Genomic DNA, 13,733 nt, shown 5'->3' with positions numbered 1-13,733 from the left:
GGTTCAAGAAAATTTATTTTTTCACCACCCTCCGGGTTCGCCAGTCCCCCATCTCGGCAGAAGCCAAGACGGGGGCTGGACTCACCAAGACACTAAGACACGAAGTGGGCAATGCCCACCCTGTTTTATAATTGAACCGCCAAGACGCAAAGAACGCCAAGAGATTTTCATGAAGAGTTCAATTATTAGAGTTGCTGATTCTTCGGAAGATTTTCGGAACATCCAAGAAATTAGAAGGAAAGTATTTCAGAAAGAGCAAGGAATGGAACAAGATTTAGATTTTGATGGTCTAGATGAGACGTGTGAGCAGTTGATTGCTTATTTAGATGGAGAATGTGTGGGGACGGCTAGGATTAGATATTTGGATGAGAAAACGGCGAAGATAGAAAGGCTAGCTGTTTTGCCAATGGCTAGAGGACAAGGAATTGGCAAGAAAATTACTGAAAAAGCACTGTTAGTTTTAGCTAGCAAAAATATTCCAGAAGTGGAGATTCATGCCCAAGAGTATATAAAAGGTTTGTATCAGCAGCTAGGTTTTCAAGAAGAAGGAGAAGTTTTTGAAGAAGCTGATATTCGTCATATCAAAATGAGGAAAAAATTAATTGATTTTTAGTTAGTAGTTAGTAGTTAGTGGTTGTAGAGACGTGCCATGGCACGTCTGTACATTGGTTAGTGGTTGGTAGTTAGTAGGTAGTAGGTAGAACTTAGTAGTTGGTAGCTGATTTTTTACCACTAACCACTATCCACTAACTACTATCCACTATCCACTAACTACTATCCACTATCCACTAACTACTAACCATTCAGGTCAACATAACTCATGAGTAATCGAAAATATCCGCGCAAAGGCTATAAAAGTTTACTGATCCTCAGCATAATTTGGCTGCTGGGTGCGGTGGGCGATCGCATTTGGTTAGCCTTAGATCGCTCCATTCCAGCTTGGGATCAGGCGGATTATTTAACTGGGACGTTGACCTATTGGCAAGCTTTACAAGATCCCAAATGGTGGGATGGTGAGTGGTGGCAAAATTTTTGGATGCTATCTTCTAAAATACCGCCCTTAACTTACATGGTTACAGCTATAGTACAAAACATTTTTGGCACTGGGCCGGATCAAGCCACACTGGTAATGCTGTTATTCAGTGCTATTTTACTAGGTTCGGTTTATGGATTGGGTGCAGTATTGTTTAGCGAGGCTGTGGGTTTGTGGGCAGCAGCACTATGCCAAATTATGCCCGCTCTCTATCAATTACGTCTAGATTTTCTCCTCGATTATCCTCTTGCAGTTGTTGTTACCTTCAGTTTTTTTTGCCTCACTGTTTGGAAAGTAAAAGTCAAGAGTCAACAGTCAACAGTCAACAGTCAAAAATCTCCCCATCTCCCCATCTCCCCATCTCCCCATCCTCTTCTATTGGCAGCAGCTTTTGGTTTATCTTTGGGATTGGCGTTGATGGTGAAGCAGACGGCTTTGTTGTTTCTGCTCACACCGATAGTATGGATTGGGTTTGGCGCACTTCGTCAACGCCATTGGGGACAGTTAGTGCAGTTAATTGGCGCTTTGTGCTTGTCGGTTTTGGTATTGAGTCCTTGGTATCGTGCTAATTGGTTACTGATCCTCACTTCTGGCAAACGAGCAACGTTAGACTCTGCTACTGCTGAGGGTGATGCACCCCTCAACACACTGCAAGCTTGGACTTATTACTGGCATCAATTGCCCAATCAGGTTTCTTTACCGTTGTTAATAGTGTCAATATTTGCGTTGCTACTTTACTGGGGAAGCTCATTGGAAAAAGACGCGGTGACAATCAGACGCGGGGACACGGAGACAGAAAAATTCACCGCGTCACCGCGTCACCGCGTCCCCATGTCCTTTTCATCCTCACTTAAGTGGCTGGCAATATTTTTGGTAGGTGCTTATTTTCTTTCATCTCTAAACCCAAACAAAGATACACGCTATACGTTACCTTATTTACCAGTACTTTCAGTATTTTTAGCCTATGGCTTAACCCGTTTCCGCAGTCTCTGGGGACAGCGTCTCCGTTGGGGTACTTTTGGTTTGGCAGTGCTTTTGATGTTGTTTAATCTGTTCCCAGTGGGAGGTAGTGTTGGCAGTTGGATGACACAAGTTTTGAGTCCAAATGCTCAGCATTATCCTTACATGAAAGAAGAATTACCCCATCGCCAGGTAATTGCCCAAATTATCCAAACAGAACCATATTTGCGTTCCACAGTGGGTGTATTGCCATCGACGCCAAAAATCAACCAGCACAATTTGAATTACTATGGGGCGTTGGCAAACTTTCAAGTTTACGGACGACAGGTGGGAATAAGGAAAAAGTTTGTCAAACAAGATGGGCGATCGCTTTCATGGTTCCTCACTAAAACTGGCAAACAAGGTTCTGTACCAAAAGCCCAAGCTATGATGGTTAAAACTGTGGAGGAGGGTGGCAATTTTCAACTCAACAAGTCTTGGGAGTTGCCTGGTAGCGGTACTATCAAGCTTTATCACCAACAAACGCCACCAATAGAAGTAAAACCAGTTTCTCAGCAAGCACTAGCCAAAGTTACCCTGTTACAAGTCACAGTGCCAGAAAAAGCCCCGCCAGGAGTCCCAGTACCTGTAACTTATGAGTGGAATGGTGCTTGGGAAGAATTGCAAAACGGTATTGTGCTGTTGACTTGGCGTCATTCCTCGGATGACAAAATGTCATGGATACACGATCGCGGTATCGGTATGGGAAATTTACATGCAGGTGCAAACAAACCCCAAGGTACATTGCAAGTGATTGAAAGGATGGCGATGTTACCACCTGCTGATATTGCACCAGGAAATTACAACTTAGAAGCGATTTACCTCAACCGAGTAACTAGGGCAACTTATTCAATTCCTGTGCCAAAAGTAACTTTGCAAATCGACCCACAAGCAAGTGCTACGAGCGCGCCAGAGTTGGATTTAATCACGCAGTTGCGAATGTTAGCAGCAAATTTACCTCATGGTACAAAGGCGTTGGAGCAACTTTTTGAAGAGATTGGACGTATCAATCAATACGACCCTACCCAGGATTATTTGGAACAGGCGCGGCTGAGTTTGGAATATCGATTGCAGCACGTTTCACAAAATCGAGATTGGGCTTATGCTTTGGCTTTAGCAAACGTGTTACAGAAAAAAGCGAATGGTGCGATCGCGGCTTTGGAACAAGTAACTCAATTAGACTCAGAAAACCCTTATGCCTGGGCATATTTGGCATTTGTCCAAATCTATAATTGGCAACCAGCCGCAGCCGAAAAATCCCTTCAGCCAAGTTTAGTTAAAAATCCCAACTTAGTAGAAATTCAGGCATTGAATGGAATTGCTGCGCTAATGCAAGGAAAGGTGATGAAAGCGTGGCGGATTTTTAAAATGATTAATATCGAACACAGATAAACCTTCGCAATGCCAAAACTTTCGGCGATCGCATTCATTCCAATTGTTCTAGGGTGTCCCGCACCTCAACTAGGTGATTCTTAAACACCTCTAGGGATAGCAAATATTATTGTTCCATTTTTTGGTGGCATTCCAGCCACAGGTGCGATCGCTCAGACTGCTGTCAATGTCCGTTCTGGCGGAAAAACCCGACTATCGGGGGTAATTCACGGTATTGCCTTAGCCATGATCGATAAAATCACCACCCTTTGATCATCATCAGCATCAATTACAGGGAATTGGTATTAGACCAAGATATTGAAGACTTTCGTTATAATCAAGGTCTTAGTCGGTGTAAACTCAAGGCTTTAAAGCCCCACCGAACCTGTACTCAGGTCACTGGTGGGTAGTTCGGTTGTTACAAAGATTTGACCAAACAGGGCGAACCTCAGCCAGCAGGTGTAAATTCTTCATCAATAGATGCAATCAGTTGCACAACCCGATCTTTAATTTCATCACGCACGCGGGGAAAAATTTCAGGTTGTTCAGCTGGATCATCCAACTGCCAGTCTTCAAATACTTCCCGTACAACCCACTCTGACGGTAAATTCACGCCACAGCCACACAGTGAAATTACTGCATCAAAGTCTTCGGCTTTGAAATCACTAAGGGGTTTGGAGTATTGGTCGGAGATGTCAATGCCAACTTCTTTCATAGCAGCGATCGCCTCTGGTCTGACTTGGCTTGCTTCTAATCCAGAACTCGTTACCTCAATCTTTCCCTTACCAAGGGTTTTGGCAAAGCCTTCCGCCATTTGAGAACGGGCAGAATTCTTTTTGCAGACAAACATCACACGTTTCATAGTTTAATTCCTCTGTTAATGTGACTAAAATTGCCTTATCAGCCTTTGTGAGCATGAACCTCAAGTGCGCTATTCGCTACCTTGATAATTTCTTTGGCTGCTTTTTCCTTGCGTTCGCTGTAGCGGTCTGTGAGGTAATCAACTTTAGTGAAGGGGTTAAATCCCGCATTTTGTGCTTCCGAGTCCCGCAAGCCTGTACGGGCGATCGCCAAATCAAATACTTTCACAACCTGAGTACCAAGTGAGCTAGCAAATTCTTGATTGCCACCAACCGCATTTTCGCCAGCAATCCTACCTTGCTTATGAGCTGTAGTTCCCAAGGGTAGATACGTATACTCATTCAGCAGGCGATGCCAAGTTTCCACACAGTCTCCGGCTGCATATATATCAGGAACGTTAGTTTCCATCTTGCGGTTAACTTGGATGGCACCCCGTATACCTGTTTTCAAGCCTGCTGTTGATGCTAAGTTGGTTAATGGCTGCACTCCAACCGCTACCAATACCATATCAGTAGTTTTGTGGAAGCCACTAGACCCAGACACTACTAACTGTGTTCCTTGTTGTTCAATAGTATTGATTTCAACACTATTGATCGCCTCAACTCCGTGACGTTGCAATTCTTCAGCGATGACATGCCCTAAACTGGGGTCAACAGTCCTCATCACACTTGGCGATCGCCCCACCACCGTGACGGCTATACCTCGATGAATTAAAGCATCTGCCATTTCCAAACCAATGTACCCGTCCCCGATAATTACGGCTGATTTGGGTTCATGGTGAGTCAGGTAATGGTGGACGGCAAAGCTATCTGCCATTGAATGTAAGAGAAACACTCCCGCTAGGTTTAACCCTTGAATAGGAGGGTTAACAGGCACAGCACCAGTACCAATGACGAGCTTATCGTAACTCAGCCATTGCTCTTGCCCTTGTTCATCCACAACTTTGACCTGTTTTTTGTCAGCATCAATACTCTGTGCCGTGTGGTTGAGTAATAGACTAATGCCTGTTTGCGTAATTTCCTCTGCTGTCCGATGGGCAAGATTGCGCCAATCTGGTACTTCACCACTGAGATAAAAAGGAATACCACAAATACTGTAGTTGGGAAAGCTATCAGCTACAACTACGGTGACACTAACTGTAGAATCCAACTCTGTTGCCCTTAAGGCAGCGCTGATGCCTGCATCGCTTCCGCCGATAATGAGTAAATTCATTTTCCTCAATCGTTAGCTTGCTTTTGCAAATGTTGGCACAGACCTTTTCCAATTTGCCTGAGCTATCCACCATTCATTATTCACGGTGCTTTTGCAAATGTTGGAACAGACCTTTTCCAATGCCCAATTGCTTTTTAGTATGCTTTAACTACCCATTGAACCTGCCGGATTTATACTTGCACTCGTAATTGGAAGGTTGTCATCACTTACTCGCGATCACTTGAAGGCACTAAAACAGCGCGGATCTCGTAATGTTGCTTTTTCTGGTTCCCGTGGAAACCAAGCAGCAGTGCGCTTGCAAAACTCAACCAACATCAACATTACTGGTACTTCGATTAAAACCCCTACCACTGTAGCGAGTGCCGCACCGGAATTTAAACCAAACAGCATTACAGCAGTGGCAATGGCTACTTCAAAATGATTGCTAGCCCCAATTAATGCAGCAGGTGCAGCATCTTCATAGGATAAATTCATTTTCAAAGCTACTACATAACTAATCAAGAAAATGAAATTTGTTTGAATAAACAAAGGTACGGCTATTAACAAGATGTGCAAGGGATTGTTAACAATTAATTCTCCCTTAAAGGCAAACAGCAACACTAAAGTAAGTAGTAAGGCGGTAATGGCAACCGGAGTGAGATACTTTAAAAATCGTCGTTCAAACCACTCTCTACCTTTGTGTTTTAAAATCCAGTAACGGCTGTACATTCCCGCCACTAACGGTAAACCGACATAAATTAGTACTGACAAAGCAATTGTTTGCCAAGGCACTGTTAAATCATTCGCCGCTAGCAACCACCTACCCAACGGTGCATACAAAAACAGCATCGCTAGGGAATTCACCGCCACCATCACCAAGGTGTGTCCCTGATTACCGTAGGAAAGATATCCCCACATCAGCACCATCGCAGTACAAGGAGCAATTCCTAATAAAATTGCACCAGCTATGTAGGAGTTCGCTAGTGTTACTTCACTACCACGAATTATCTCAGTTCCCACTATCAAAGGACGAAATAACCATCCTAGGAAAAACTGGGCAAATACCACCATTGTGAATGGTTTAATCAACCAGTTCACTACCAAGGTGAGAATAACAGGTTTGGGCGCACGGATGGCATTAGCAGCTTGGGTGAAGTCTATCTTCACCATGATGGGGTACATCATGAAAAATAAACAAACTGCGATGGGAATGGATACTTGATACACACTCATTGCATCTAGCGCCACCGCTACTCCTGGAAATAATCTACCCAGAACAATCCCTGCCAAAATACACAAAACTACCCAAACGGTGAGGTATTTTTCAAAAAAACTCAGATTACTTCCAGCTTGGACGCGAACTGTACTAGCTTGCGAACGATTTGTTCCCATTAATATCACCCTAAAAATAAAATGCTAGTCCCTTAGAGGCACATACTCTCCAGAATTTGCCGTCGTTATGCTATTTTTGCTAAAAGCTTCCATCTCTGCGGTCAAAATTGTTGCGATCGCTCTTTGGCACTCGCCTGCGTAATCGGATAAATTGTACTGGAACCATCAATTTTTACCGTTGCAACCTTTTCTGAACTACTAACTTCAGTCGTTTTTTGCGACTGCTGTTTCTGAGTAGCTGTATTGGTATTTGTCGTACAACTACTCACCAAAATCAACATCAAAAGCGCGATGAGCAATTTTTCTATCGCGCTCATTTAACTCACGTCATGGTACATATGCATGATTATACTCAGCATCATTTCAAAAAAACTTGATTGAACAACTATCATCATAACTCTTGTTCGCAGAAGTTAATTCAAAAATGATGGTTAATGATTGTTTAAGAATGATCTGGACAATATCGAACAGGCAAAATTTGGCTAAAGCGACGGAACTCTGATAGGTACTGCTCTAGGACAACAAACTGCGGCAGGTTGAGACTGTAGTAAATCCAGCGCCCTTCTTGACGAGAGCGGACTAAATCAGCTTCCTTGAGAGTTTTGAGGTGAAAAGACAACTTTGACTGGCTCACTCCCAAAATATCACACAAGTCACATACACAAAGCTCGTGTTGTTGCAGAAGTTCCAAGACCCTCATCCTAAGTGGATCGGAAAGGGCATGAAATCCAGAAACAATTACATCAGGAGTAGCAGTGGAGGAGATTTGCATTGATATGAGAGTGAAAATAAAGGTCTTTTCTATTGTGGACTAGAAACCATAACCTCAGCCTTGCCTGAACTGGTAGGAATTAAGCAAACAACGCAATTATTATTGATCCCTAGTTCAATCACTATGGTAAATCCATATGAAAATCGTTGTATAGCTATTGGTTTGATTGAGCATCAGTTTTTTTTAATTTTAATCTTTGTTAACTTTTGGTTAATCTTTTCTTAACCTATTCTGAATCTTATAAACTTTCATGTCTCAAATCTTGGCAACAAGCAGAGACTGATGCTTATAACTGCTATTTGTGTTAGCTTTATCGGACTGGTGTTATGAAGAGTAGTTTAATAATTTAACTAACCAATTATTTTTAATGTATAATTTGCCATGGATTCAGTTAATCAACTTTTTTTGAAATGCCCGATCTATTGCTATCTCAACATAGATGCGTGGCAAATGTAAAATCTTTCTCAAATTTTAGTGCCAGCTGACTACAAAAGTAGAAATTACAATGCTTAACATGCAGGTAAAACGAAAATCAATCCTGGCTTCTTTAGCGGTTGCTACCCTGATGCTGGCTGCCTGTGGTGGAGAGAACCAGAACACAACCTCTCAAGAAACAGAAACTACCCCTGCTGCCAGCCCTGCTGCTACAGGTTCTTCCTCCAATCTCAGTGGAAATGTACTTGGAGATGGTTCCAGTACAGTATTTCCAGTTTCTGAGGCTATGGCGGAAGAGTTTCAGAAGAAAAATCCAGGTGTCAAGGTGACGGTGGGCGTGTCAGGAACTGGAGGAGGCTTTAAGAAGTTCTGTGCAAATGAGATTGACTTCACTGGCGCTTCCCGTCCGATTAAGCCCTCAGAGGTAGAGCTCTGTAAGAAAAATAACGTTGAATACGTTGAACTCCCCATCGCCTATGACGCGCTATCGGTAGTAGTTAATCCTGCCAATAATTTTGCGAGTTGTCTCAAGGTAGATGAACTCAAAAAAGTGTGGGAACCAGCTGCCCAAGGTAAAATCATAACCTGGAACCAAGTTCGTTCTAGTTTTCCCAACGAAAAACTCGGGCTCTACGGAGCAGGTACAGACTCAGGTACCTACGACTACTTCACCGCAGCAATTGTTGGTGAAGAAGGTAAGAGCCGGGGTGACTATACAGCTAGTGAAGACGACAACACCATTGTCCAAGGGGTTGCCGGAGATAAAAATGGCATGGGATTCTTTGGGCTTGCCTACTATGAAGAAAATCAAAACAAGCTGAAATTAGTTCAGATCGACGATGGCAAGGGCTGCGTTACCCCCAGTCCAGAAACTGTTCGAGATGGTACTTACCAGCCACTTTCTCGCCCCATTTTCATATATGTCAAGAAATCAGTTGCCAATCGCCCGGACGTGAAGGTATTTACTGAATTTTACTTGGCAAAAGAAAACGAAAAGTTAGTGAGTGAAGTGGGTTATGTTCCCCTTCCAGAAGAAATTTACGTTGCGGCTCGCGATCGCTTTGCCAAAGGCACAACGGGTTCCATTTTTGAAGGTAAGGGTTCCACCGTGGGTCTGAAACTGGCAGATCTTCTCAAACAAGAAACAGGGGGTAAATAAAAGGTAAATAAAAGTAATATTTAATACTTGCTTTTTGGTAGTAGCAACTACGGTATAGGTTGTGAAGTGCTAGCTGGATCAGGTTAAAAAAACCGATCCAGTAGCCATTAATTTTTTGGTTGTTTTACGAATGAGTGTTGATTTTTCATCTGGGCGAACCCCTAATTCTAGCTTATGGCGTCCCAATCGCACCTTAAACCGATGGGTAGAGCAGGGAGTAAAAGCAATTTTCGGGTTGTTTGCCTTTATCTCTGTGCTAACAACCCTTGGAATTGTTCTCACCCTGATTTTTGAAACTATTGAGTTCTTCCAAGTAGTTCCATTTTGGCGATTCTTAACCGATACCCACTGGACACCGCTATTTGCAGATGCTCAATTCGGCATTTTTGTACTAATCAGTGCAACTTTCTTGACTTCGGTCATTGCAATTCTGGTCGCGCTACCAATTGGTTTGTTGTCGGCGATTTGTCTAAGCGAGTATGCTCCTGTTGGTCTTCGCCGCTGGCTCAAACCCACATTGGAAATTTTGGCAGGTGTACCCACAGTAGTTTATGGCTACTTTGCCCTTTTGTTTGTCACTCCCCTACTGCAAAAATTTATACCAGATATACAAGGGTTTAATGCTTTGAGTGCTGGATTGGTGATGGGTGTGTCAATTATTCCTTTGGTAGCTTCTTTGAGTGAAGATGCCATATATGCCGTGCCGCGCGGCTTGCGAGAAGGTGCTTACGCTCTGGGAACAACCAAGCGGGAAGTAATTACTGGGGTGGTACTGCCAGCGGCCTTGTCTGGGATTGTGGCGTCGTTTATTTTAGCTATCTCACGAGCAGTCGGTGAAACCATGATTGTGGCGATCGCCGCCGGTCAGAATCCCAGACTCACACTCAATCCACTTGTGCCGATTGAGACAATGACAGCTTACATAGTTCAAGTCAGCCTTGGAGATACCCCAGCAGGTTCTTTAGCATATAAGACCATTTTTGCAGTTGGTATGACCCTGTTCTTAATCACCTTGGTCTTGAACGTCTTTAGCTTCTGGTTTGTCCGACGCTTTCGGGAGAAGTATGAATGACCAACCAAGATTCTCACTTTGCTCAACTTAGCTCTTCTCCAAGAGACCAAAAATTCAAGACAAGGCTTTCTAATCGTTACAGCTTAGATCGCATCTTCAAAATTGCAGTATGGGTCGCAACCTTTGTCGGGATAGTCGTCCTGATTGTTTTACTTGCTGATGTTCTGATTGATGGACTTCCGGGGCTGAGTTGGTCATTCTTAACTAGCTTTCCATCTCGCCGCCCTAGTCAGGCAGGAATTCTATCAGCACTCGTTGGTAGCCTTTGGCTCTTAGTATTGATTGCCTTGTTCTCGTTTCCTCTGGGAGTTGGAGCAGGCATCTTTTTGGAAGAGTATGCTACTGACAACTGGTTTACCCGCCTCATCGAAATCAACATTTCTAATCTAGCAGCAGTTCCCTCAATCATCTATGGTTTGCTTGGTCTGGGACTTTTTGTCCGACTAATGGAACCAATTACGGGTGGTCGTAGCATTCTGGCAGGAACCTTAACATTGACGCTGTTGATTCTTCCAACCATTATTATTGCAACGCGCGAAGCACTACGAGCAGTTCCCAATAGTCTCCGACAAGCTGGCTATGCTTTGGGGGCAACTCGCTGGCAGGTTATTCGTGAGCAGGTCTTTCCCCTAGCATTTCCAGGTATTCTCACCGGCACAATTCTGGCTCTCTCAAGAGCGATTGGAGAAACGGCTCCACTAATCACAATTGGAGCGTTAACCTACATCGCATTTCTACCGTCAGGCTTACAAAGTTCATTTACTGCCTTACCCATCCAAATCTATAACTGGGTTTCTCGTCCTCAAACTGCATTCCATGATATTGCTGCAACTGGAATCATTGTACTAATGGTGCTGTTGTTGTTAATGAATGCAACTGCTATTTTTCTGCGTGACAAGTTTCAGACGCGAATATAAGCAAGACATAACTAAATTCACTGCAAGAGTAGAATTAGTTTACCTTCTAGCATTTTTGTCCTACTCAACGTTGTATGCCCATGCAATCAGATCCATCAACGTTACTTGGTCTACCCCCAGCCGTTTTGCGAACTGTTAATGTTTCTGTGTTTTATGGGAATTTCCAGGCAGTCCGCAATGTCTCTTTAGAAATTTATAGAAATGAAATCACTGCATTTATCGGTCCTTCGGGATGCGGCAAAAGCACGATTTTGAGATGCTTCAATCGCTTAAACGATCTGATTCCAGGTGCACAAATAGAAGGAAAAATAATTTATAACGGCAACGATTTGTATCAAAAAAACTTAGACCCTGTTGAAATTCGTCGCAAAATAGGCATGGTGTTCCAAAAGCCTAACCCTTTCCCCAAGTCAATTTATGAAAATATTACCTTTGGCGCACGTATGAATGGGTATCAGGGTAATTTAGACGAATTGGTAGAGCGATCGCTCAGGCAGGTCGCTTTATGGGACGAAGTCAAAGACAAGCTCAAACAAAGCGGACTATCCCTTTCAGGTGGTCAGCAACAGCGACTCTGTATTGCTCGTGCTATAGCAATTGAACCAGAAGTCATCTTGATGGATGAGCCTTGTTCAGCTCTCGACCCCATCTCTACTCTGCGAATTGAGGAATTACTAAGGAAACTGAAGAAGCATTATACCATCATTATCGTGACGCATAATATGCAGCAAGCTTCACGTGTAGCAGACAGAACTGCTTTTTTCAATGCTCAATCAACGGAAGATGGCTCACGCTTTGGTTATCTGGTGGAGTATGACATGACTGAACAAATCTTCCAAAATCCCAAGCAAGAAGCCACAAAAGAGTATGTGAGCGGGCGCTTTGGTTAATATTGTGATTCTAACTGCATTTATGTCTATCAGAGTACTGTTGCTTCAGCCCCATGCAGCCTACCCGTCGCTGTTGTCAAGATTAGAGTTAACGGCATTCTTTTCATTTCTTTAGCTTTATTCGTGAATTTTTACTTGACAAATCAATTTTTTTTGAAATGATAAAAGTATCCCTCCACTTTCACTAAAAGGAATTCACAAAGATCAACCTAACTTTCAAAACAAATTATGTCTCTCAAAGTCGAGATTTATACTAAAAGCTCATGCCCTTATTCAATTCGTGCCAAACATTTGTTGAATTCTAAAGGGATTGCTTTTACTGAATACTCTGTTGATGGAGACGAAGTCGGTCAATCTTTGATGGCTCAGCGAAGCAACGGCCAGCGTTCTGTACCGCAGATATTTATTCAGGAACAACACATTGGTGGCTGTCAAGAGCTTTATGAGCTTGAACGCCAAGGCAAGCTTGATGAAATTTTACGAAAAAACTCTGTGTAAAGGGCAAAGGAATCTATGGCTTTCAATACGCAGGTGAAATTAGGGCTTTCTTTTGTATCTATAACTGCTGCTGTCATAACTTTGACTGCTTGTGCCGACAGACAAAACCAAGCAAGCAAAGATATAAAAATTGATGGTTCCAGCACAGTCTATCCAATTTCAGACGCAGTTGCTAAAGAGTTTCGCAAAACCTCTCAAGGAAAAAACGTAACCATTGATGTAAAATTCTCTGGTACAACTGCTGGATTCAGAAAATTTTGTGCTGGTGAAACAGATATCAGTGATGCCTCACGCCCTATTCTGACTAAAGAAATGGATGCCTGTGTTAAAGCAGGTGTAGGGTTTGTCGAACTGCCAATTGCTTTTGATGCCTTAACAATTGCGGTCAATCCTCAAAACACCTGGGCAAAGGATATAACGGTGGCAGAACTGAAAAAGGTCTGGGAAAAAGCAGCACAGGGTAAGATTACTAACTGGAATCAGATTCGGTCTTCCTATCCCAACCGACCGTTGAAACTCTACGGTGCTGGCAAAGATTCCGGTACTTACGACTATTTCAACGAAGCTATCATGGGCGACAAAAACAATACTCGCTCTGACTACACAGGTAGTGAAGATGACAATGTTCTGGTAGATGGGATCGGCAAAGACCCAAATGCGCTGGGCTATATTCCCTTTGCATATTTTGAAGCAAACCAAAATAAACTGAAAGCACTGCCAATAGATAACGGTAAAGGCGGGGTGTATCCTTCTGCTCAAGTGGTGAGAACAGCTCAGTATCAACCTTTGTCTCGTCCGCTATTTATCTACGTTAATTCTAAGCTTGCTCAAGATAAGCCAGAGTTAAGAGCGTTTGTTGAGTTCTATCTGAAAAATGCCAGGAACTTGGTGACTACTGTGGGCTACATCCCATTACCAGATGAAGGTTATCGTCTATCTGAAATTCAGTTCACCAGAGGTGAAATTGGCACAGCCTTTGAAGGAGTTCCTGAGCCGAGCGTGACTATTGCAGAACTGTTACGTAGACAAGTAAAGTTCCAAACTGAGCAAGAGGCAAGCGCTCAAAAATCAAGCGGTGTTCAAAACTAATTTATTTTAAAATTTTCAAAATCAGCAGGAGAAATTTACCACACTAGTTCTCTT

The 13,733-nt window shown here is 43.1% G+C and carries 13 protein-coding genes and 1 pseudogene; 9 read left to right on the top strand and 5 right to left on the bottom strand.

Annotated features, from left to right (window positions below):
* The first annotated feature begins 169 nt into the window (after nt 1-169).
* From HXY43_RS10075 to HXY43_RS10065, 3 genes and pseudogenes are all read left to right on the top strand, one after another.
* Entirely contained in the window at nt 170-613 is a 444-nt protein-coding gene (locus HXY43_RS10075; RefSeq protein ID WP_290882898.1) for a GNAT family N-acetyltransferase, read from the top strand.
* Between the two features lie 207 nt (nt 614-820).
* Nucleotides 821-3,424, top strand: coding sequence for a glycosyltransferase family 39 protein (locus HXY43_RS10070; protein ID WP_290882895.1), 2,604 nt, complete (start codon nt 821-823; stop codon nt 3,422-3,424).
* A 93-nt stretch (nt 3,425-3,517) separates the two neighbouring features.
* A pseudogene (locus tag HXY43_RS10065) lies at nt 3,518-3,655 on the top strand (SulP family inorganic anion transporter); the annotation flags it as partial.
* A gap of 196 nt (nt 3,656-3,851) precedes the next feature.
* On the opposite strand, the gene arsC reads toward HXY43_RS10065, so the two are convergent.
* From arsC to HXY43_RS10040, 5 genes are all read right to left on the bottom strand, one after another.
* On the bottom strand, nt 3,852-4,265 hold the full coding sequence (arsC, locus tag HXY43_RS10060) for an arsenate reductase, glutathione/glutaredoxin type (RefSeq protein ID WP_290882893.1): 414 nt from the start codon (nt 4,263-4,265) through the stop codon (nt 3,852-3,854).
* Nucleotides 4,266-4,303: 38 nt separating this feature from the next.
* Complete coding sequence (locus tag HXY43_RS10055) at nt 4,304-5,476, bottom strand: FAD-dependent oxidoreductase (RefSeq protein ID WP_290882890.1); 1,173 nt, start codon at nt 5,474-5,476, stop codon at nt 4,304-4,306.
* Between the two features lie 216 nt (nt 5,477-5,692).
* Entirely contained in the window at nt 5,693-6,847 is a 1,155-nt protein-coding gene (gene arsB / locus HXY43_RS10050; protein ID WP_290882887.1) for an ACR3 family arsenite efflux transporter, read from the bottom strand.
* Between the two features lie 101 nt (nt 6,848-6,948).
* A complete protein-coding gene (locus HXY43_RS10045; RefSeq protein ID WP_290882885.1) occupies nt 6,949-7,164 on the bottom strand; it encodes a hypothetical protein in 216 nt (71 codons plus the stop codon).
* A gap of 125 nt (nt 7,165-7,289) precedes the next feature.
* Nucleotides 7,290-7,619 carry a helix-turn-helix transcriptional regulator gene (locus HXY43_RS10040; RefSeq protein WP_290882882.1) on the bottom strand — a complete coding sequence of 110 codons (330 nt, stop codon included), beginning with the start codon at nt 7,617-7,619 and terminating at the stop codon, nt 7,290-7,292.
* A 505-nt stretch (nt 7,620-8,124) separates the two neighbouring features.
* Between HXY43_RS10040 and HXY43_RS10035 the strand changes: the two genes are divergently transcribed.
* The 6 genes from HXY43_RS10035 to HXY43_RS10010 all read left to right on the top strand — a co-directional run bounded on the left by HXY43_RS10035 (nt 8,125) and on the right by HXY43_RS10010 (nt 13,679).
* Complete coding sequence (locus HXY43_RS10035) at nt 8,125-9,213, top strand: PstS family phosphate ABC transporter substrate-binding protein (RefSeq protein WP_290882880.1); 1,089 nt, start codon at nt 8,125-8,127, stop codon at nt 9,211-9,213.
* Between the two features lie 130 nt (nt 9,214-9,343).
* Complete coding sequence (pstC, locus tag HXY43_RS10030) at nt 9,344-10,285, top strand: phosphate ABC transporter permease subunit PstC (RefSeq protein ID WP_290882878.1); 942 nt, start codon at nt 9,344-9,346, stop codon at nt 10,283-10,285.
* The gene (gene pstA / locus HXY43_RS10025; RefSeq protein WP_290882875.1) at nt 10,282-11,202 is read left to right on the top strand and encodes a phosphate ABC transporter permease PstA; all 921 of its coding nucleotides are present in this window, start codon (nt 10,282-10,284) and stop codon (nt 11,200-11,202) included. The genes pstC and pstA overlap by 4 nt, the downstream gene beginning before the upstream one ends.
* Nucleotides 11,203-11,282: 80 nt before the next feature.
* Nucleotides 11,283-12,092, top strand: a complete 810-nt coding sequence (pstB, locus tag HXY43_RS10020) for a phosphate ABC transporter ATP-binding protein PstB (protein ID WP_290882873.1) — start codon at nt 11,283-11,285, stop codon at nt 12,090-12,092.
* 228 nt (nt 12,093-12,320) lie between these two features.
* Entirely contained in the window at nt 12,321-12,590 is a 270-nt protein-coding gene (gene grxC, locus HXY43_RS10015) for a glutaredoxin 3 (RefSeq protein WP_290882871.1), read from the top strand.
* Nucleotides 12,591-12,605: 15 nt separating this feature from the next.
* Complete coding sequence (locus tag HXY43_RS10010) at nt 12,606-13,679, top strand: PstS family phosphate ABC transporter substrate-binding protein (RefSeq protein ID WP_290882869.1); 1,074 nt, start codon at nt 12,606-12,608, stop codon at nt 13,677-13,679.
* Nucleotides 13,680-13,733 lie beyond the last annotated feature (54 nt).

Origin of the sequence: Fischerella sp., assembly GCF_013388695.1 — a bacterium.
In the GTDB taxonomy this organism is placed as follows: Bacteria; Cyanobacteriota; Cyanobacteriia; order Cyanobacteriales; family Nostocaceae; genus PCC9605.
This window is presented reverse-complemented; position numbering and strand designations above follow the sequence as displayed.

What these genes read in the sequence shown, in the direction of transcription:
- HXY43_RS10075 (WP_290882898.1), top strand. Translation starts at nt 170, where the DNA reads ATGAAGAGTTCAATTATTAGAGTTGCTGATTCTTCGGAAGATTTTCGG.
- HXY43_RS10070 (WP_290882895.1), top strand. Translation starts at nt 821, where the DNA reads ATGAGTAATCGAAAATATCCGCGCAAAGGCTATAAAAGTTTACTGATC.
- arsC (WP_290882893.1), bottom strand. Translation starts at nt 4,265, where the DNA reads ATGAAACGTGTGATGTTTGTCTGCAAAAAGAATTCTGCCCGTTCTCAA.
- HXY43_RS10055 (WP_290882890.1), bottom strand. Translation starts at nt 5,476, where the DNA reads ATGAATTTACTCATTATCGGCGGAAGCGATGCAGGCATCAGCGCTGCC.
- arsB (WP_290882887.1), bottom strand. Translation starts at nt 6,847, where the DNA reads ATGGGAACAAATCGTTCGCAAGCTAGTACAGTTCGCGTCCAAGCTGGA.
- HXY43_RS10045 (WP_290882885.1), bottom strand. Translation starts at nt 7,164, where the DNA reads ATGAGCGCGATAGAAAAATTGCTCATCGCGCTTTTGATGTTGATTTTG.
- HXY43_RS10040 (WP_290882882.1), bottom strand. Translation starts at nt 7,619, where the DNA reads ATGCAAATCTCCTCCACTGCTACTCCTGATGTAATTGTTTCTGGATTT.
- HXY43_RS10035 (WP_290882880.1), top strand. Translation starts at nt 8,125, where the DNA reads ATGCTTAACATGCAGGTAAAACGAAAATCAATCCTGGCTTCTTTAGCG.
- pstC (WP_290882878.1), top strand. Translation starts at nt 9,344, where the DNA reads ATGAGTGTTGATTTTTCATCTGGGCGAACCCCTAATTCTAGCTTATGG.
- pstA (WP_290882875.1), top strand. Translation starts at nt 10,282, where the DNA reads ATGACCAACCAAGATTCTCACTTTGCTCAACTTAGCTCTTCTCCAAGA.
- pstB (WP_290882873.1), top strand. Translation starts at nt 11,283, where the DNA reads ATGCAATCAGATCCATCAACGTTACTTGGTCTACCCCCAGCCGTTTTG.
- grxC (WP_290882871.1), top strand. Translation starts at nt 12,321, where the DNA reads ATGTCTCTCAAAGTCGAGATTTATACTAAAAGCTCATGCCCTTATTCA.
- HXY43_RS10010 (WP_290882869.1), top strand. Translation starts at nt 12,606, where the DNA reads ATGGCTTTCAATACGCAGGTGAAATTAGGGCTTTCTTTTGTATCTATA.